Origin of the sequence: Xylanivirga thermophila, from assembly GCF_004138105.1 — a bacterium.
GTDB classification, from domain to species: Bacteria; Bacillota; Clostridia; order Caldicoprobacterales; family Xylanivirgaceae; genus Xylanivirga; species Xylanivirga thermophila.
On sequence record NZ_RXHQ01000006.1, the window covers coordinates 87,496 to 107,709 of the forward strand.

Annotated in this window: 21 protein-coding genes and 1 other annotated feature; of the genes, 18 read left to right on the forward strand and 3 right to left on the reverse strand. The window is 38.0% G+C overall.

Going from position 1 to position 20,214, the window contains the following annotated elements; all coding sequences use genetic code 11:
- Position 1: 1 nt before the first annotated feature.
- The 11 genes from EJN67_RS05045 to EJN67_RS05095 all read left to right on the forward strand — a co-directional run bounded on the left by EJN67_RS05045 (position 2) and on the right by EJN67_RS05095 (position 10,630).
- Positions 2 to 196, forward strand: a complete 195-nt coding sequence (locus EJN67_RS05045) for a capping complex subunit for YIEGIA (protein ID WP_129723197.1) — start codon at positions 2 to 4, stop codon at positions 194 to 196.
- 13 nt (positions 197 to 209) lie between these two features.
- Positions 210 to 659: a DUF3189 family protein gene (locus EJN67_RS05050; RefSeq protein ID WP_129723199.1), complete on the forward strand. Its 450-nt coding sequence runs from the start codon at positions 210 to 212 to the stop codon at positions 657 to 659.
- Positions 656 to 1,132, forward strand: a complete 477-nt coding sequence (locus tag EJN67_RS05055; protein WP_129723201.1) for a DUF3189 family protein — start codon at positions 656 to 658, stop codon at positions 1,130 to 1,132. The genes EJN67_RS05050 and EJN67_RS05055 overlap by 4 nt, the downstream gene beginning before the upstream one ends.
- Positions 1,116 to 2,435 carry a DUF512 domain-containing protein gene (locus EJN67_RS05060; protein ID WP_129723203.1) on the forward strand — a complete coding sequence of 440 codons (1,320 nt, stop codon included), beginning with the start codon at positions 1,116 to 1,118 and terminating at the stop codon, positions 2,433 to 2,435. The genes EJN67_RS05055 and EJN67_RS05060 overlap by 17 nt, the downstream gene beginning before the upstream one ends.
- A 14-nt stretch (positions 2,436 to 2,449) precedes the next feature.
- The gene (gene der / locus EJN67_RS05065) at positions 2,450 to 3,766 is read left to right on the forward strand and encodes a ribosome biogenesis GTPase Der (protein ID WP_129723205.1); all 1,317 of its coding nucleotides are present in this window, start codon (positions 2,450 to 2,452) and stop codon (positions 3,764 to 3,766) included.
- A gap of 21 nt (positions 3,767 to 3,787) precedes the next feature.
- Entirely contained in the window at positions 3,788 to 4,375 is a 588-nt protein-coding gene (plsY, locus tag EJN67_RS05070; protein WP_129723207.1) for a glycerol-3-phosphate 1-O-acyltransferase PlsY, read from the forward strand.
- 100 nt (positions 4,376 to 4,475) lie between these two features.
- A complete protein-coding gene (gene spoIVA, locus EJN67_RS05075; RefSeq protein WP_129723209.1) occupies positions 4,476 to 5,954 on the forward strand; it encodes a stage IV sporulation protein A in 1,479 nt (492 codons plus the stop codon).
- Positions 5,955 to 6,385: 431 nt separating this feature from the next.
- Positions 6,386 to 7,690 carry an ABC transporter substrate-binding protein gene (locus tag EJN67_RS05080; protein WP_129723211.1) on the forward strand — a complete coding sequence of 435 codons (1,305 nt, stop codon included), beginning with the start codon at positions 6,386 to 6,388 and terminating at the stop codon, positions 7,688 to 7,690.
- Between the two features lie 98 nt (positions 7,691 to 7,788).
- Complete coding sequence (locus EJN67_RS05085; RefSeq protein ID WP_129723213.1) at positions 7,789 to 8,646, forward strand: carbohydrate ABC transporter permease; 858 nt, start codon at positions 7,789 to 7,791, stop codon at positions 8,644 to 8,646.
- Between the two features lie 12 nt (positions 8,647 to 8,658).
- Positions 8,659 to 9,504: a carbohydrate ABC transporter permease gene (locus EJN67_RS05090; RefSeq protein WP_129723215.1), complete on the forward strand. Its 846-nt coding sequence runs from the start codon at positions 8,659 to 8,661 to the stop codon at positions 9,502 to 9,504.
- 28 nt (positions 9,505 to 9,532) lie between these two features.
- Positions 9,533 to 10,630 carry a DUF4855 domain-containing protein gene (locus EJN67_RS05095; RefSeq protein WP_129723217.1) on the forward strand — a complete coding sequence of 366 codons (1,098 nt, stop codon included), beginning with the start codon at positions 9,533 to 9,535 and terminating at the stop codon, positions 10,628 to 10,630.
- Between the two features lie 36 nt (positions 10,631 to 10,666).
- Here EJN67_RS05095 and EJN67_RS05100 read toward each other — a convergent pair whose 3' ends face one another.
- Together EJN67_RS05100 and EJN67_RS05105 are read right to left on the reverse strand one after the other, a co-directional pair.
- Positions 10,667 to 12,325 carry an AMP-binding protein gene (locus EJN67_RS05100; RefSeq protein ID WP_129723219.1) on the reverse strand — a complete coding sequence of 553 codons (1,659 nt, stop codon included), beginning with the start codon at positions 12,323 to 12,325 and terminating at the stop codon, positions 10,667 to 10,669.
- Positions 12,326 to 12,341: 16 nt separating this feature from the next.
- Positions 12,342 to 12,896 carry a helix-turn-helix domain-containing protein gene (locus EJN67_RS05105; RefSeq protein ID WP_129723221.1) on the reverse strand — a complete coding sequence of 185 codons (555 nt, stop codon included), beginning with the start codon at positions 12,894 to 12,896 and terminating at the stop codon, positions 12,342 to 12,344.
- A gap of 250 nt (positions 12,897 to 13,146) precedes the next feature.
- On the opposite strand from EJN67_RS05105, the gene EJN67_RS05110 reads away from it, so the two are divergent.
- The 7 genes from EJN67_RS05110 to EJN67_RS05140 all read left to right on the forward strand — a co-directional run bounded on the left by EJN67_RS05110 (position 13,147) and on the right by EJN67_RS05140 (position 20,030).
- Positions 13,147 to 14,085, forward strand: coding sequence for an AEC family transporter (locus EJN67_RS05110; protein WP_129723223.1), 939 nt, complete (start codon positions 13,147 to 13,149; stop codon positions 14,083 to 14,085).
- An 84-nt stretch (positions 14,086 to 14,169) separates the two neighbouring features.
- Positions 14,170 to 14,417: a binding site (T-box leader), on the forward strand.
- 51 nt (positions 14,418 to 14,468) lie between these two features.
- Entirely contained in the window at positions 14,469 to 14,987 is a 519-nt protein-coding gene (locus EJN67_RS05115) for a tryptophan transporter (protein ID WP_207207971.1), read from the forward strand.
- Positions 14,988 to 15,225: 238 nt separating this feature from the next.
- Entirely contained in the window at positions 15,226 to 16,332 is a 1,107-nt protein-coding gene (locus tag EJN67_RS05120) for a sodium ion-translocating decarboxylase subunit beta (RefSeq protein ID WP_129723227.1), read from the forward strand.
- A 15-nt stretch (positions 16,333 to 16,347) separates the two neighbouring features.
- Positions 16,348 to 16,497 (forward strand): OadG family protein, encoded by a 150-nt coding sequence (locus EJN67_RS05125; RefSeq protein ID WP_129723229.1) that lies wholly within the window; start codon positions 16,348 to 16,350, stop codon positions 16,495 to 16,497.
- 65 nt (positions 16,498 to 16,562) lie between these two features.
- A complete protein-coding gene (locus EJN67_RS05130) occupies positions 16,563 to 16,919 on the forward strand; it encodes a hypothetical protein (RefSeq protein ID WP_129723231.1) in 357 nt (118 codons plus the stop codon).
- 279 nt (positions 16,920 to 17,198) lie between these two features.
- Entirely contained in the window at positions 17,199 to 18,254 is a 1,056-nt protein-coding gene (locus EJN67_RS05135; RefSeq protein WP_129723233.1) for a lysylphosphatidylglycerol synthase transmembrane domain-containing protein, read from the forward strand.
- Between the two features lie 6 nt (positions 18,255 to 18,260).
- Positions 18,261 to 20,030 (forward strand): B12-binding domain-containing radical SAM protein, encoded by a 1,770-nt coding sequence (locus tag EJN67_RS05140; RefSeq protein ID WP_129723235.1) that lies wholly within the window; start codon positions 18,261 to 18,263, stop codon positions 20,028 to 20,030.
- On the opposite strand, the gene EJN67_RS13990 is transcribed toward EJN67_RS05140, so the two are convergent.
- Entirely contained in the window at positions 20,027 to 20,191 is a 165-nt protein-coding gene (locus tag EJN67_RS13990; protein WP_165000742.1) for a hypothetical protein, read from the reverse strand. The two genes, EJN67_RS05140 and EJN67_RS13990, sit on opposite strands and share 4 nt — an antisense overlap.
- Positions 20,192 to 20,214 lie beyond the last annotated feature (23 nt).

The window sequence follows — 20,214 nt, forward strand, 5'->3', positions numbered from 1 at the left end:
TATGGAGGTTAGTTTAGTAAATTCCATATTGGCCATTGTAACGATTGATAAGGAAAAGGTAGGGGAGTCTTCAGTGCCTACATTTTTCTGTACTGATGAAGATGAACGTGAGCATACTGCACGATTAATCAGTAAAATAACCGGTGGCATGGTTCATGATCTGGAGAATGGCGTATACATTATAGTGAAACATTGACGGGAGGTAGCAGGTGAAACTCATATATTGCGGATACTTTGGCACATATGGTGCATATTTAGCCGCGTATATACATGCGGGAGGTGTGGTAGATAATATAGATATTTTAAGTTACCATGAATTTTGCCAAAAATATGCCGAACGATTCGGAAATATGATATATATTGGTATGGATAAAGGGCTGAGGGAGATATATGCCCTAGGTTGTAAGGAATATTGTGGAGTGATAAAAAGGGCACAAACCGGAGTGAACGAGATGTTTCACATAGGTGAAGCCCTTTATTATATTGATGTAACAACACTTGATGATCAAATTCCTAAAATAGTACAATCTTTAGATCGACATGGGTGCCTTCATCTATTATCCCATAGATTATTTTGTAGATGGTTTTATGATGCATGTAAAAAGGGAAAAGATATAGTGCATTATCATACAGAGTATTTGGAGGAAATGGATATATGAAAATAGTCTATCACTGCTTTGGAGGTGCCCATACATCCATCACCTGCGCTGCTATACACCTAAATTTTTTGCCCCATGATAGAATTCCCCGATTTAATGAGTTTAAAGCGGTGCCTTTTTATGATAAAATGGATAAGGAGGATGTGGGCATGCCCCTTTATATGGGGCAAGATGATTTAGGCTATGATATATATGTAATGGGTATGTCAGGTGGCAAAGATGTGGTTATACCGGCGATAAAGAGCTATCTGAATGCCAGCTATGTAGATGCAAAAGATATAATATTTATAAACGCATTGGTGAAATTGCATCCCATAACTTCCCTTGGGGGTGTAGCTTCACGCAAGTATGGGCTTGTATCTATAGGACGACCTATGACCATATGGGGTATAAGGCTCACATATCCTGTGTTATTAGATTTAGTATTAAAAGTTAAGGAGTTTTTGAAGGAAAATTATGCAGACAGAAAATAAAAGACACTATATATCAAAGGTGGAACCTGGGAGTATTGCCAGTGAGATGGGGGTTGAAAAGGGAGATTATCTCCTATCTATAAATGGTGAAAAGATAGTAGACATATTAGACTATATGAGTCTTATAAGTCAGGAAAAGCTGGAAGTACTAATACAAAAGGGTAATGGAGCACAGTGGATACTTGACATTGAGAAGGATATTGATGATGATTTGGGTCTATCCTTTGATCCCCCCACAATGGATCGGCATAGAAGCTGCTATAATAAATGTATATTCTGTTTTATAGATCAGCTCCCGCCTCATGTGCGCCCTACCATGTGCTTTAAGGATGATGATTGGAGATTGTCATTCCTTATGGGAAATTATATTACACTTACTAATCTATCGGAGGAGGATATAGAGCGGATAACAAACCTTAGGATAAGTCCACTTTATGTGTCTGTTCATACCACAAATCCGGAGCTTAGAAGGCGCATGATGAACAACAAAAAGGCGGGAGAAGTATTAAATATATTAGATAGATTTCAAAAAGCGGGAATAATGATAAATTGTCAGATAGTATTGTGCCCAGGATGGAATGATGGCAAGGAGTTAGAAAGGACCTTAAATGATCTATGGGAGAGGCGGGATTTGGTTCAGTCGGTAGCAGCAGTGCCTGTAGGCCTAACTAAGTATCGGGAAGGTCTTGCACCTTTGCGGCCATTTAGTAAGGAAGAGGCCAATTGTGTGCTGGATCAGATAGATAAGTGGCAGAAACGCTGCAAAATGGAAGGCGGGAGAACCTTTATATTTCCTGCCGATGAGTTCTTTATTCTTGCTGATAGACCTATTCCCCCATATGAATATTATGAGGATTTTCCACAGTTGGATAATGGGGTGGGTCTTATATCCAAATTCAGGGCACAGTTTCAAATGGCCATTGAGTCTATGGATGAAGAAAATATGTCAGATAGGGAGGTTTCTATTGCAACTGGTGTCTCCGCCTATAATTTTATAAACTCTCTGGCTCATGTAATAGGAGAAAGATTTGGGGTAAAGGTGCATGTCTATGCCATACCTAATAGGTTTTTTGGCAACACCGTAACGGTAGCCGGATTGGTAGTAGGAGGGGATATAATAGATTATCTTAAGGATAAACAATTGGGTAGTAAGCTTTTTATACCCGAGGTTATGCTTAGATATGGGGAACGGGTCTTTCTAGATGATTCCACAGTAGAGGATGTGGAAAGGGCTTTGGATATCCCAGTTGGTATTATACCTATAGACGGCGGGGCTTTTTTGCACGCCATTATTCATGGATAGAAGGAGGTTTTTTTATGTCTAAACCTATAGTAGCCGTTGTAGGTCGTCCCAATGTGGGAAAATCTACATTTTTTAATCAATTAGTAGGTAAACGTATATCCATAGTAGATGATAGGCCTGGTGTTACCAGGGACAGGATATATGCCGATGCAGAATGGTTGAATTATAAGTTTACATTGGTGGATACGGGCGGTATAGATACAATAAAGGACGATGAGCTGGTGGGGGAGATGCGTGATCAAGCCCAGATAGCCATAGAGACTGCCGATGTGATATTATTTTTGGTGGATGGCAAGGATGGAGTGACGCCAGCAGATTACGAGGTGGCAAATCTTCTTAGACGGACTAAAAAGCCGGTGGTGCTAGCTGTTAACAAAATAGATGCACCACATGAAGAACATGTGTTATATGATTTTTATGGTTTGGGCGTTGGAGAGCCCTATTCCATATCTGCAATACATAAGATAGGCATAGGGGATCTTTTAGATGAGATAGTAAGGCATTTTCCGGAGGATATGTCCTATGAAGAGGATGATGAGGTAATAAAAATAGCGGTGGTAGGAAAGCCAAATGCAGGTAAATCATCCCTTGTAAATCAGATACTTGGGGAAGAGCGGGCAATAGTTAGCGATATACCCGGTACTACTAGGGATGCAATAGATACTCCATTTGAAATAGATGGTAAGAAGTATGTAATAATAGATACGGCCGGTATAAGGCGTAAAAGCAAAATAGAGCACCCTTTAGAGAGGTATAGCGTTATAAGGGCATTATCTGCCATTAGAAGATGTGATATTGCCCTTATTGTGATAGACTCGACAGAGGAGGTAACGGAACAGGATACCAAGATAGCAGGTCTGGTGCAAGAGGAAGGAAAAGCATCCATAATAGTGATGAATAAATGGGATCTTGTGGATAAGGAGACCAATACCATTAATGAATATCGGAAAAAGCTCAAGACAAAGCTTCACTTTATGGATTATTCCCCAGATATATTTATATCTGCAAAGACAGGGCAGAGGGTAAATAGAATAATGAAAATGGTAGACGATGTAAATAGTCATTATACATACAGGGTACCTACGGGAATTTTAAATGATTGTTTAGCCGATGCCATTGCTATTACACCTCCACCTTCCGATAAGGGGAGACGCCTTAGTATATACTATGCGGCACAGGTATCAATAAAGCCACCAACGTTTGTACTATTTGTTAATGATCCGGGGCTTATGCATTTTTCATATGAAAGATACCTGGAAAATTATTTTCGCAGGACATTTGATTTGGAAGGTACACCCATTCGTATTATAGTGCGGGAGCGTACCAAGTAAGGAAATGGAGGTAGGGGCAAGATGACCAGATATATACTTTGTGCAGTCATTGGGTATCTTATAGGGAATATATCCCCTTCATATTTGTTGGGGAGGGGTACAAAAAATATAGATATAAGGGAGCATGGTAGCGGCAATGCAGGTGCTACTAATACATTCAGGGTATTAGGTTCTAAGATGGGATTATTGGTATTTTTATGTGATGTGTTGAAAGGAGTAGTATCAGTATTTATAGGCAGATGGATAGGTGGAGAATACGGTGGGATTATAAGTGCCGTATCTGCCGTTTCAGGTCATAACTGGCCTATAGTATTGGGCTTTAAGGGGGGGAAGGGTATAGCAGCTTCTTTAGGTACACTGTTTATCCTCGCCCCAGATATAGCACTTATAATGTTTGCCATTGGTGTAGTAATAATACTTACTACCAAATATGTATCCCTAGCTTCTATAATTACTACTATTTTGCTTCCCATATGTATATGGATAAGAGGGTATTCAAGGGCATATATAGTTTATGGAGTGATTATAGCTGCTATGGCACTTTATAGACATAAATCCAATATATCCAGGTTGATTTCGGGTAAAGAAAATAAAATTAAAATTTTTTAGCCATAACTTGTCATAATCCTTCTCTTTTTTAAATATATATATATTGCTAAACAGCGTATTGTATTTGCCATTTGTATATGTAGGGGAGGAAAGGAAGGCTATGGAGAAATTTGATTTATACAGGGATATTGCTGAGCGTACCGACGGCGATATATACATTGGCGTAGTAGGACCTGTAAGGACGGGAAAGTCGACCCTTATAAAGAGTTTTATGGAACTTCTGGTATTGCCCAATATAGATAATGATTTCAAGAGGGAGCGGGCAAAGGATGAGATGCCACAGAGCGGATCTGGACGGACCATAATGACTACGCAGCCAAAATTCGTACCAAACGAGGCGGTGGAGATCAGCCTAAAGGAAAATGCCAGTCTTAAGATAAGGCTAGTAGACTGTGTAGGTTATATGGTAAAGGGAGCAATGGGCCATATGGAAGATGATCATCCAAGGATGGTACGCACCCCATGGTATGATTATGATATTCCATTTGAAGAGGCAGCAGAACTAGGTACCCGCAAGGTTATTGCAGAGCATTCTACCATAGGATTGGTAGTTACCACCGATGGCAGCATAACGGATATACCCCGTTCAAACTATGTAGAGGCTGAAGAGAGAGTGGTACGGGAATTAAAGGAACTTAATAAGCCTTTTGTCATAATACTTAACTCCAGGCAGCCAAATAGTCAGGATACTGTTAACATGAGGGATGCCTTGGAAGAGAAATATGATGTGCCTGTACTGGCTTTGGATGTTTTACACCTTGAGCTAAAGGATATAAACGAGATATTGAGCAATATATTATTTGAATTTCCACTTACAGAGATTAGGATTGACATACCCAAATGGGTACAGACATTGGATGAGGATCACTGGCTTATAGGGCATATCCTAGATTCTATAACCGCATCCATGGATAACCTTTACAGGGTACGGGATGTGGAAGGACTTAGTTTGGCATTTGAAGAGTCGGAATTTATTGATAGGCCCAGTATAGATAATATCAGTTTAGGTACAGGTGAAGTGGAGATAGGGGTAAATACTAAGTCTGGCATGTTCTACAAAGTACTAGGTGAAGAGTGTGGATATACCATAGAGGGCGATTATCAGCTCATTGGACTTATGAAGGAATTATCTGCAGCAAAGAAGGAATATGATAGGGTAGCGGATGCCCTTAGGGATGTGAGAGAGACGGGATATGGCATGGTGCCACCTTCAATGGATGAATTGGCATTAGAGGAGCCGGAGATAGTAAAGCAGGGTAATAGATTTGGTGTCAGATTGAAGGCGAGTGCGCCGTCGCTGCATTTTATAAGGGCTGATATAGAGACAGAGGTATCGCCTATTGTGGGGACTGAAAAGGAAAGTGAGGAGCTTATAAGATACATATTGGAGGAGTTTGAAACCGATCCATCTAAGATATGGGATTCAAATATATTTGGCAAGTCTCTGCATGAGCTTGTTAAGGAAGGGCTCTCAAATAAGCTTATGCGTATGCCAGATGATGCGCAGATGAAGATTCAGGAGACTCTGCAGCGCATAATAAATGATGGTAGTGGCGGGCTAATATGTATAATATTATAGTAATAAATTAAAATAAAAGCCGTTTCTTATGAAATGGCTTTTATTTTTGCGCAAAAAATGAACAAAGAATTACAAAAAAGGACAAAGAACATTCAAATATTCTATGTTATAATATATTAAAATAGATTACTAAACAATCCAAAATAATGCAATAGCATTTTTATCTAACTGTTAATTTTTCACAAAAAGTTTTTGAATCTATGTATGGAGGTGTTGTATTCATTTTATATTAATTCAGGGTAATATATAACACATACCATTATTACAAGTGTGTTTTAAAGGGACAATGTATAGACATTAGATTTGTTGTTATACTAATAATATATATTGGAGATTACGGGAAAAACTGTAGAAACAATGGTATATAACGGGATGTGGCAAATATAGCTGCATTTCGTTATAAAATATAATCTTAAGAGGAGGTTTTATAAATGAAGAACTTCAAAAAAGCAATAGTTTTGGTTTTATGCATGGTACTTATATTTACAACTGCATGTGGCAAGAGCGAAGAACCAAAGGATCAGCAAGGTGCTGATAAGACTGATAAGGAACAGGTATCTGATAAGGAAGGCAAAATGGAGGGTGAGATAACATTCTGGACATTGTCATTAAGTCCTACCTTTGATGATTATCTCAATGGGGTAATTGATAGTTTTGAAAAGGAGAATACCGGTGTAAAGGTTGTATGGCAGGATATTCCTTTTGATCAGGCTGAGCAGCAGACACTTGCTGCAGCATCAGCAGGGAATTTAGCCGATGTTGTAAACCTAAATACCGACTTTTTAAAGAAGCTTGGCGCATTAGGGGCACTTGTAAACATGGATGAAGCTGCTTCTGATGTAAAAGATGATTATTTTGAAGGTGCCTGGAATGCCGGTAAGGTAAATGGTACTGCCTATGCAATTCCATGGTATCTAAGCAATAGTGTAATGCTTTACAATAAAGAGCTATTAAAAGAGGCAGGTTTTGATAATCCTCCTGCTACAGATGAAGAGGCATGGGAGATGTCAAAAACTATTCATGAAAAAACAGGGGCTTATGGCAATACTGTAGGCGATATACATCTTTATTTTCCAATGAATGGTATACCGTTGGTATCGGAAGATGGTACTAAAGCTGCATTTAATACGCCAGAGGCATTGGAAAAGATCAAATTCTTTAAGGAAAAATATGACGAGGGATTGATTCCTGATGAGATGTTATTGAGTCAGGCCAATGTACCAGAATGGTATGCTCAGGAAAAGCTAGCATGGTGGCAGACAGGTCCCCAGTTGTTTAGACAGGTTAAGGATTTGTCTCCAGAGGTATATGATAAATCCGATGCAGCTCCCGCCATATTAGGTTCATTGGGCAAATCTTCTATGGCAGTTATGAACGTAGCCGTTTCTGCCAAAAGTAAGAATCAGGATGCAGCTGTAGCATTTGCAAAATATATTACAAATGGTAAGAACCAGCTGGAATTCTGTAAGATAGTTTCTATCTTACCATCAGTTATTGAAGCGGCAGAGGATGAGTTCTTTACTAAGGGTGCAGATTCAGATGATCCTGCAGAAAAGGGTAAATACTATTCTGCACAGCAGCTTGAAAATGCTGAAGACTTCTTTGTGCCTGTTGAAAACATATCTCAAATAAATAAGGTTATAAATGAAGAATTCCATAAGGTTATGCTGGATAATAAGGATCCTCAGAAGGCATTGGATGATGCGGAGAAACAGGTTAATGATCTGTTAAAATAACTTAATATAGGGTTTCAATTGGCTGTGTAATAAATACAGCCAATTGAAATATTTTTATTTGAAGTAAGTTTTACTTTTCTATAGAAGGAGGACATCGTATGTATAAACCTCGTCATGCATGGATGTTTTTAATGATACCGGGGATATTTTTGATTATCTTTACCCTGCTTCCCACTATTGGAGCAGTAGGATTGAGTTTTACAGACTATAATGTATTTACTCCTTCAAAATGGGTAGGCGGTCAAAATTATGCCAAAATATTACACGATGCAAAGTTTTGGAGTGCGATAAAAAATACTATCTATTACTGGATTTTGGTAACTCCTGCATTGACCATATTTTCAATTCTTCTCGCTGTACTTGTAAATAGGGATGTAAAGGGCGTTTCTGTATATAGGCTTATATATTATTTTCCAGTTTTAATCTCTGTAGTTGTAACGGCGATGTTATGGAAATGGATGTTTCAAGAAGATGGAATCATCAATTATTTATTGCATCTATTCGGAGTTGCGCCAAAGGCATGGCTTACCAGTAGAAATCTAGTAATACCTAGCTTAGCAATAGTGACCATTTGGCAGGGCCTAGGGTATTATATGCTGTTTTATCTTGCAGGATTACAATCTATTCCCAATGATCTATATGAGGCTGCAGACATAGAGGGCGCAGGATTTTGGAAAAAGCAGTGGTATGTTACTATTCCACTGTTAAGGCCGGTAATATTCTTTGTAGCAGTAGTTTCAACCATGTCGGCTTTTAAAGAATTTACTCTTATGCTTACAATGACAAATGGTGGCCCCATTGGAGCATCAACGACTGTAGTATTTTTAGTATTTGAAAAGGCATTTGAGCAGCTGCAGATGGGTTATGCCAGTGCTATTTCCTGCATTTTGTTTTTGATTATCCTATTGATAACTCTGCTAAATCAAAAAGTACTGGATAAGGATAATCAGGTATAGGAAGGTGGTATTATGGAGAAAAGACATGTAAACAAGAGAAAGCTGGTTAATAATATAATTCTGCATGTTGTATTAATTATAATTGCGTTGGCAACTATTACTCCGTTTTTGTGGACCTTGTCCACATCATTAAAGGGGCAGAATGAAGCGGTGTTTTCCATTCCCCCAAAATTTATCCCGGAAAATGCAACTTTTGAAAACTATGCAGTTGTATGGAATACTTTGCCTATTCCAAGATACTTTATAAATAGTGTGATATTAGCAGCATTTGGTGTCATATTACCTGTTATATTGTGTTCTATGGCAGCATTTCCCCTAGCACGTATGGAGTTTAAGGGAAAACAGGCAGTTTTTTTGACTATTATGGCTACCATGATGATACCTGGAGAAGTTACAATGATCCCCACATATTTGATAATAAATAAGGTAGGCTTAATGGGGAATTATGCGGGTATTATACTTCCGGCTGCAGTATCTGCCTTTGGAATATTCCTCATGCGCCAGGCATTCCTTGGCATACCTAAGGAGATAGAAGAATCGGCTCTAATCGATGGTGCGAGTGTATGGAGAATATGGTTTTCCATATTGATGCCTATGGTGAAGCCAAATATTGCAACATTGTCTATTTTAAGTTTTATAGGGGCATGGAATAATTTCCTATGGCCGTTATTGGTTTTAAAAGATCCAAATACCTATCCCCTTACCCTTGGTTTATACAAGCTGCAGGGGACTTTTGTTGCAAATACAAGGCTGATAGCATCTGGGGCGATGATTGCCCTCGTACCGATTTTGATTGTATTCTTATTTTTCCAGAGATACTTTATTGAAGCTGCATATTCTAGCGCTGTAAAAGGCTGATTTGGATAATACGATAAGGAGTGTAGATATGGCATATTTCAAGCCAGATAGAAAAGACTTTAATCATATGAGACATCTAATACTGGTGGGTGGGAATACAGATGAAGCTTGGACTAAAGAAGATTTTGCACATTATGTTACCCACTTAGACAGGGATGGACAGCCAGATGACTGGATGTTTGATACTTTTGCATTTTGGCATTTTAAATCTCCAAAAGGGGGATTTCTATATTCGGACATTAATATTGGTACTACTAGAGTAGGAGAAGGTAATTTTTATGCAGTTCCTGCTCCAAATCCTGGTACCAAAGAGGATTGGCTATCCATAATAGATTGGTATTTTGAGCCAAATATATTTGCCCATGCCTTGGATATGGCAATTGAAGAGGCGGAGCAAAAGCTTGGGAAAAGAGAGCATAAGGTAAATCTTGTGATTACCATTCCGTATCCTGGACCATTGCAGACTCAATTTGGTGAGATTGACGGACAAAAACTGAATTTTAGTACCACTGGACAGAACCTTGATATGGCTACAAGGCAGAGATTAAAGGCATGTATATGGTTTGTGGATGAAATTATAAGGCGCTTTAATGAAAAAAAATATAGAAATATAAATCTTTTAGGATTCTATTGGACTTTTGAAACGGTATATAGAAGTTGGGATATAGATGATCATTGGCTATTAAAGGAATTATACAATGAATTACAAAAAAGAGATATGAAGTTTTTTTGGATACCTTTTTGGAGTTCATATAATGTACACTTATTGGAGGATTATCAGAACTACTATTTTGATTGTGCATTTTTACAGCCTAATTATATGTTTTATAAAAGCATTACCGATGTGGATCAAGCAGCAAAAGCAGCTAAGAGGTGTAATGCAGGAATAGAAATGGAGTTTTATGCTTCCCTTAATGAGCCTATTCAGGTAAAGGATGAACGACTTAAAAGATTTAGGCGATATCTTGAGGGAGGCATAGAATTTGGATATATGACGGAATCGGCATGTGCCTGGTTTGATGGCGGAAAAGCTATTTTCAAACTATATCATCATGTTGATCCGGCGGAACGTGGGTACTATGATGATATATATGAGTTTGTTTCCGGGACTTACAAGGCAAAATAATACAAAAAGCTGTTGGGTATCCAACAGCTTTTTGTATTACATATCATCGTTTTTTCGTATCTCCACTCTGCGGATCTTTCCGCTTATGGTCTTTGGGAGCTTTTCTACAAAATCTACTATTCTAGGATATTTATAAGGCGCGGTTACCCGTTTTACATGATCTTGCAGCTCTTTTTTCAATGCATCAGAGGGTGCATATCCTTTAGATAGGACTATTGTGGCTTTTACTACCTGTCCTCGTATGGGATGGGGTACGCCTGTTATGGCACATTCTAATACGGCAGGGTGCTCCATAAGGGCACTTTCTACTTCAAATGGTCCTATTCTATATCCGGAACTTTTTATAACATCGTCTGCCCGTCCTACAAACCAAAAATATCCATCTTCATCTTTCCATGCCATATCGCCTGTATAATATATACCATCATGCCATACACTTTTAGTCTTTTCCATATCGCGATAATATCCATCAAACATGCCAACAGGTTTTTCTTGATCCGTATATACCACTATTTGTCCTTCTTCTCCCGCCTCACAGGGATTACCGTTATCATCTAGTATGTCTATATGATAGCCGGGTACTGGTTTACCCATGGAACCGGGCTTTGGTTCTAGCCAGGGCAGGGTGGCTACTGCAACTGTTAATTCGGTCTGCCCATATCCTTCCATAAGCTTTAAGCCTGTGGCCTTAAAAAATTGGTTATAGACTTCGGGGTTTAAGGGCTCACCTGCAACTACTGCATATTTAAGGGAGCTTAAATCATATTTTGTAAGATCCTCTTTTATCAAAAATCGATATATGGTAGGTGGTGCACAAAAGGTGGTTATCTTGTGGGAGGATATGACATCTAAAAGGCGGGAGGGTTCAAACTTATCATAATCATATACAAATACTGCGCTGCCGCATAGCCATTGGCCATATATCTTTCCCCAGACAGCCTTTGCCCATCCCGTATCAGCAACTGTGAGATGTAATCCTCCATCCTCCACGTTTTGCCAATAACCTGCTGTTATTATATGGCCTAGAGGGTATGTAAAATCATGCTGCACCATCTTTGGATGCCCTGTTGTCCCTGAGGTAAAGTATAAAAGGGATATATCATCATTTGATGTGGTGTTTTCGCCTGTAGGCCTTTCAAAATGCTCATCTGCCCTTTTTAACTCTTTAGAGAAGTCATACCATCCAGGTCTTTTTCCATTTACTGAGATCTTGTATAGGAGAGAAGGGGAATCATCTTGGGCCCTATCTATATGATCCATCACTTCATCTTCAGCCACTGCAACTATTGCCTTTATATCCGCTGCGTTGTTGCGGTATACTATATCTTTATCGGTAAGCAGGTGTGTAGCAGGTATGCATATTGCACCTATTTTATGCAGAGCCAGTATACAAAACCAAAATTCGTATCTTCGCTTAAGTATGAGCATCACAGGATCGCCTTTTTTAATGCCTAAGGATCTAAAAAAATTGGCTGTCTTATCGCTGTAGTACTTTAGCTCTGAGAATGTAAAAGTAGCCTCTTTTCCTGCTTCATTGCACCATATAAGGGCCTTTTTATCAGGCTGGGTTTTTGCCAGATAATCCACCACATCATATGCAAAATTGAAATTTTCAGGCACATTTATGCGAAACCTTTGCACAAAGTCATCATAGGATGTAAACTGCGTATTTGTTACAAATTTGTCTAAAAGCATATAATCAGCCCCTTTATTATAAGATTATTGCCAGAAACTTGGCCGGTTTGTTGTCAAGGGCAATCATGCCATGGGGGTATCCTGAGTCGAAGTATATGGAGTCACCTTCATGGAGTATCAATTCATAGCTTCCTATTACTATCTTTAAAGTACCTTCCAGTAAAAAGTTAAATTCTTGACCAGGATGAGAATTTAGACTTACTTCCTTTTTATCTTCCTCGTAGTCTACGGTGACCATGAATGGTTCTGCTTTTTTGTTTATAAAGTTATAGGCAAGACTCTGATATTTATATTCTTTTCGGCGGTCAATGCTTAGGCGTTTATCTTTTCGCACTAGGGAATAGACCTTAAGCTTTGGATCCTCTCCAGTCAAAAGGGCACTTAGTTCTACTCCGTATCGATTTGCAGCTTTAAAGAGAAAACTTACTGGAATGTCAAGCTCACCATTTTCATACTGTGTATATATTTCTGTGTATATACCCAGTTCAGAAGCTATATACTCTATACTGTATCCATAGATCTCCCTTAATGCCTTCAGGCGTTTGGCTATTTGTTTTATGTTTTCAGACATATAAAAATTCTCCCTTCTATGATATTGCATGTTTTGATGTTATATCGTCAATTTATATTATTAAAGTGATACATTGGAGAATGAAACCTTTTTTAAAGTATATGGTAAAATGCCTGTTTATGCAAGGGCATTTTAATAGCATTATATATAAAAAAGTGACTTAGTTATAATTTTGCTGTATAATATTAAGCAATGTATGCGCTTACATAAATATTTGGCGTAAAGAATTTAGTGGGAGACGTGAGGTCAAATGAATATATTTATAAAGATACTTACCAATAATATACTGCCTATTCTTATAATTGTCTTTTTAGGCTATTTTTTAAACAAAAGATTTGATTTTGATATCAATACCCTAAGCAAGATCAATTTTTATCTATATGTTCCCAGTTTTACCTTCTATAATTTGTATAAAACTCAAATCTCAATGGAACTTATAAATGTTTTGATCTTTGGCTTTTCCATGTTTGCAGTAAATTTTATCATAGGCCTTATAGTTACAAAGGCTGCGAGGCTAGACAAGGGTATGACAGCAGCAATGCAAAATGCCCTTATGTTTTATAATTCTGGAAATATAGGCATACCATTGATAACGCTTGTTTTTAGCGATACCCCATATTTGGATATTGCCATTGCATGTCAGGTAATGATATTGGTAGTGCAAAATTTAACCACCAATACGATAGGATTCATAAATGCAGGTAGGGCGACAACCTATTTAAAAGATGCAGTAATACGTGTATTTAAGATGCCTACGATATATATAATACCGCTGGTTTTTATCTTTAAGGCATTGCCCATTGATTTAACCAACACCTTTGTATGGCCAACTTTGACCTACATACAAAATGGTCTCATAAGCATAGCACTTTTCTCCCTTGGAGTACAGTTAAGCAAATCGAAGCTTTCCGTTAAAGATCCCATGGTATACTTAGCAGTGGCTTTTAGACTTCTAGGTGGGCCTGCAATTGCGGCGCTTCTTATATATGTTTTCAAGTTTGAAGGTGCAATTGCCCAGGCTTTGTTCATATCCTCATCGGTGCCTACTGCATTGAATACAGCCCTTATTGCTGTGGAATGCAAAAACCAGGAAGATTTTGCGGCACAGGTTGTTATGCTATCCACCATCCTAAGTGCAGTAACCATGATAGGTGTAATCTATATGTCCAGGATATTGTTCCCTGTATAATTCACATTACGAATTGTAGAATGTAAAAATTGTAGTTGACATATCTATACAATATGTAGTATCATGATGTAAATAGATAATATTTTAAATTTGATGAAGAGGAAGAGTAATCAAGGCATTGATACTCAAAGAGAGCTGGGGCTGGTGGAATCCTAGCAGTACAGGTTTTGATGAATGGACCTCCAAAAAGTAATGCGAAAGCTATATGCTTGTGAGTAGCATCTACCGGAAGCCTACCGTTATCAGAGGACAGGACATGATAGTGTCCCATGAAGAGTGATGCATATGTGCATAAATTAGGTGGCACCACGGAAGTAACCTCCGTCCTATATAAGGACGAAGGTTTTTTTGCTTTCTATTAAAGAATAAAAACAGAGAGGGGAATATCCATGAAATTAAGAAAATTTATACTAAGCGCATTGTTATTGGTTATAGGTCTTATACTTCATTATGCAACACCTCCCATACTTATGGGGATGAAACCGGATTTTTTATTAGCTATGATGTTCATAGCTATCATCATCGTAGATGACTACAAGACAGCACTGGTAATAGGGATAGCATCGGGGCTTTTAACAGCAGCTACTACCACATTTCCCGGTGGACAGGTTGCAAATATAATAGATAAATTAGTAACATCCCATATCATATTTCTAATTAATGGATTGCTCAATAGGATGAATATAAGGGATAACTATAAAATGATCATAATAAGCATTACAGGGACTCTAATAAGTGGTATTGTATTTTTGACCTCAGCCATGCTGATAGTAGGATTGCCCGGATCTTTTGGTGCTTTGGTACTTACGGTGGTATTGCCTGCTACAGTAATAAATACTGTAGCTGCCTTTATACTCTATAAGGCAGTTTCCGTAGGTCTTAAATATTCTAAGTTTATCTAAGTAATTCTATATATTTTGCACTCCTTGACAATTAGCAAACTACACTATATTATAGTAAAAAGGATAAAGGGGAGTAGTCCGTAGCATTATGCTAGTATACATCGTCAATACGATGCATTTGCATCCGGTGTATGCACAGACCTTTAAGTTTGGGGATAAGACCTTTGTCCAGTGGTTTTTCACTGGACAGGGGTTTTTTTCAATATAAGCATATTTACAAAGGAGGAAAAATATTTTTATGGAAGCATTATTACAGGGATTGTCAGCCATGACATATAAGCATTGGGTGATGATAACAATAGGCCTTGTACTCATCTATCTGGCTATAAAGAAGGAGTATGAACCCATGCTTTTATTGCCTATAGGCTTCGGTGCAATCCTAACCAATATACCCATGTCGTCTGCAGTAGGGCCTGATGGATTTCTTACTATACTATATAATGTGGGTATAAAAACAGAACTTTTTCCAATACTTATTTTCATTGCCGTGGGAGCTATGATAGATTTTAGCCCCCTCCTAAAGCAACCGGTTATGCTCTTCTTTGGTGCTGCAGCTCAATTTGGTATATTTGCAGCCATGTTTCTTGCAGCCTCTACAGGTCGATTTAATATACAGGAGGCAGCAGCAATAGGTATTATAGGCGCCGCAGATGGGCCTACATCCATATTTGTAGGTAATAAATTTGCAAAGGATTATTTAGGTGCGATCACAGTAGCTGCATATTCCTATATGGCTCTTGTACCACTTATTCAGCCCCCTGTCATAAGGGCACTTACCACCAAGAAGGAACGTCAGATAAGGATGGACGCCGATTATGATGTAAAGGTTTCAAAAAAGGTTCTTATATTTTTCCCCATTATGGTTACTATTGTAGCAGGGATAGTAGCACCTATGAGCGTTGCACTAGTAGGATCTTTGATGTTTGGTAATCTTATAAGGGAGTGTGGAGTACTTGATAGGCTTTCAAAATCGGCTCAAAATGAATTGGCAAATCTAGTTACGCTACTTTTGGGTATTACCATAGGCTCGACCATGGTAGCTGATAAATTCTTATCGCCGGATACCCTTATGATATTGGCTATAGGTCTTTTAGCCTTTGTATTCGATACAGCTGGGGGAGTGCTATTTGCCAAGTTTGTAAATCTATTTCTAAAGAAAAAAGTAAATCCCATGATTGGGGCAGCAGGTATTTCAGCGTTCCCCATGTCTGCTAGGATAATCCAGAAGATGGCCCAGGAGGATGATCCTCAGAATTTCATACTTATGCAGGCCATAGGTGCAAATGTAGCAGGACAGATAGGCTCGGTAATTGCAGGTAGTGTACTAATTACACTGCTGTCATAGGGAGGTAGGTATAAGATGAATGAAAATATTATGTCCCAGACCTTGAAGATTATGGGGACTGGTATGGGAACTGTATTTTTGGTATTATTTTTATTTTATGCATTGGTAAAGCTCCTTACCCGTTTATTTCCATACAGGGAGTCTGATGAGTGTAAAAAGGAATAATTGAGTAAATGATGGTCAATATTATCTGTTAGAGATATGCATTTACAAGAAGGGAGCAAAATGCTATGATAGAGAAGAATTATGATGAACATGAGGCATTTGACTATATCAAGGTCAATATGGTAAATAGCGGTTTGTACAGCGATATGAATGGTGAATTTTTAGAAAAATTTATACAAGGTGCAATGGAGTCCGATGAAAAATATATGAAAGAGGCGGGGATTTTTTCCGATGAAAATGCACCACACCCATTAGATGAAGAAGTGATATATGACGAGGAAGATGCCTTTAACTTTATATTGCAGGATATGAGGCAAAATAACGAGTACAGAAATATAAAGGATCAGGAACTTGAGGATATGATAGACGACTATTTAGCATATAATATTCAGTATATGGAGGATATTGGTATTATCTCCTAATGGGGAAAAAAATAAATATGACGTTATGGAACTATAGTATGAAAGGGGCATTGTGTAAGCGTAATAGTACGCGCATAATGCCCCTTTTAAGTATGAAAAAGGTTTATAGGTACTACCATGAACTGAAACTCACGCATATAATATCTTGATTCTATTAAACTTTAGTGTTAATATGATTTAGGAGAAAATTTAGATTAAGTCTAATGGCATATAGCTGAAGGCAGGTGTAAAAAAGATGAGCCTGATGCCTTTTGGGCATTGTTGGTTGCGTCTATATTTATGAAAAAAAAGAAGAATTTAACTTTGTTATATATATGTATAAATATAGCTGTGATAGTGTTAATAGCTGTATTAGATCCAAATCTCAAGGAGATTGATAAGGCATTTTATAGGATAAAATTACCCTGGATGATGGGTGGATTTTTATTTATGCTCATGTATTGGCTGTGCGATGCATTTATTACCTATTATTCAGTAGGGGTTACCTACGAGCCAAAGAGTTTTATGAAATGTCTAAAGATTGCAATGATAGGGCAGTACTATAGTGCAGTTACACCCTTTGCAAGTGGTGGTCAGCCAGCTCAGATATATTATATGACTAAGGCAGGTATACCGGCAGGATATGGCAGCTCTGCACTTATGATAAAGTTTCTTGTATATCAGGCGGTTCTGTCTATATATTCACTTGTTGCATTCTGCGTGATGGGTAGGTTTATGCATCATTATTCCACAGTACTTTTTTGGATTTCCCTTGTGGGATTTTTGATAAATGCAGGAGCCATAGTTCTAATATATTTTTTGGCATCCAACAAAGGGATTGTAAAGAAGATAATATTTAAGATAATAGACTGGTTGCATAAGATAAAGGTTGTAAAGGATGTGGAGGATACTAGAACGCGTCTTATGTCCCATGTCAACGATTTTCATAGTAGCCTTGATCTGATAAAGGGCGATGGAAAGGCGTTGTTTATTATGTTAATGGCTACTGCCTTACAGCTTACGTTTTTGTTTAGTATCACCTATTTCATATATAGGGGTTTTGGATTAAATGGCGATAGATGGATAAAGATAATATTCCTCCAATCATTTTTGTATCTGGCAGTATGCTATTTTCCCACACCGGGCGCCGCCGGTGCTTCGGAAGGTGGGTTTTATATATTTTATCAACTGGTATTCCCAAAGAAATTTATATTCCTTGCTATGTTTTTCTGGAGGATTATAAGCTACTATTTAAACATAGTGGTGGGAGCCGTTGTGGTGTTTTCAGACAGTATAAAGGGGCTTTTTAAGCCTAGTGTAATGCCTGTTACAGGTAAAAATAAAAAACAAGGATGAGATTAGATGAAGGTATTACTTACCACATTGAATTCCAAATATATTCATAGCAATCTAGCTGTGTATTATCTGAAGGGATACTGTGAGCAGTATCATGATGACGAATTTGTCATACGGGAATTTACCATAAACGATGATCTAGACAGGATATTAGGGGAGATCTACAAGGAAAAGCCTGAAGTAATAGGCTTTTCTTGTTATATATGGAACATCTCTCAGACAATGCTACTTATAGATAATATAAAAAAGGTGTTGCCAGATTGCATTATTATATTAGGCGGGCCGGAGGTATGGTTTGATGGGGATAGGCTTATGCAGGCACATCCATATATAGACTATATAATAGTCGGAGAAGGTGAAATGACCCTTAAGGAGCTTTTAGATGCCTTAAAAGGGGATATGACAATCAGGGATGTCTTGGGCATCCTCTATAGGGATTGTAGCTCCATAGTATATACAGGTGACAGACCACTTATAAAGGATCTAAATGATATACCGTTTCCCTATAAGGATGGTTTTTCTCCATTTGAAAACAGGATAATATATTATGAGACCTCAAGGGGATGCCCGTTTAATTGCCAGTATTGTCTATCATCTACCATTGAAGGGGTAAGGGTACTGCCAATGGACAGGATAAAGCGGGAATTGAGGATTTTTATAGAGGCGGGAGTACCACAGGTAAAATTGGTAGATAGGACGTTTAACTGCAATGTGAAGAGGGCAAAGGAGATATTTAGGACCATAATCGAGCTTGGCGGGAGGACTAATTTCCATTTTGAAATGGGAGGAGATCTAATAGATGATGAAATGCTTGAGATTTTAAAGGATGCACCTCCGGGTCTTTTTCAATTTGAGATAGGTGTACAGTCTACAAATGCCAAAACATTGGAGATGGTTGCTAGAAAGACGGATCTTCAAAGAATAGCCCATGCAGTAAATATCATACGTGGATATAATAATATACATATGCATTTGGATCTTATAGCTGGATTGCCCGAGGAGGACTATACTTCCTTTGGTAAATCATTTGACGATGTATACAGACTTTACCCAGACAAGCTTCAATTAGGTTTTTTAAAAATGCTTAAGGGATCCGGTATAAGAAGGGATGCTAAAAAACATGAATATGAGTATCGCTCATATCCTCCATATGAAGTGCTTGAAAACAAGTATATATATTATGGGGATTTGCTTTGCTTAAAGGATATAGAGGAGCTGGTGGAGAAATACTATAACTCCCACAGGTTTGATGGGGCACTTAAGTATTTGATACAGTACCATGATAACAGTCCATTTAAGTTCTTTGAATCCTTTGCGTCATATTGGGCTAAAAAAGGATATTTTAAGGTATCCCATAGCATGAGTAGGTTATACGGGATATTGATTGAATATGCAAAAAAAGTTGATGGGGTATCCTTAAAGCTATTTAACGATATAATAAAGTTTGATTTCTGTACCTTTCAAAGGCCATCTAATTATCCGGAAGGCATTATAGATATGCAGACAAAGAACTTTAGGGAAGCAGCGTATGATTTTATAAGAAATTGGGAAAACGTAAAAAAATATCTGCCGGACTATTATGAACTTACCACCAGACAAATAATGCGAAGGATACATATTGAGCTATTTGCCTATGATGTGGTAGGTGGTATAGAGTCGGGCAGGTATGATAAAAAGAAGATTACAGTACTTTTTAAATATGATACAAACCATCCATTAAGACGGAGTATCTATTATGTCATAGAACTTCCGGAAGGATTCAGAGGAAGAGATTAATCTTCCTTACATCCTGAGCAGGTCCAGTTGCAATTTTTATTTTTGCATATACATTGATTTTCTAAATAGTATAGATCGGAGCCACATTCTGGGCAAAAAGCGGTACAATGCTTTTTGTCCTGTTTTTTTTCTCCATAGGGTTTATTTATATTATCATTCATGGCTATACCCCCTTGCATAATAT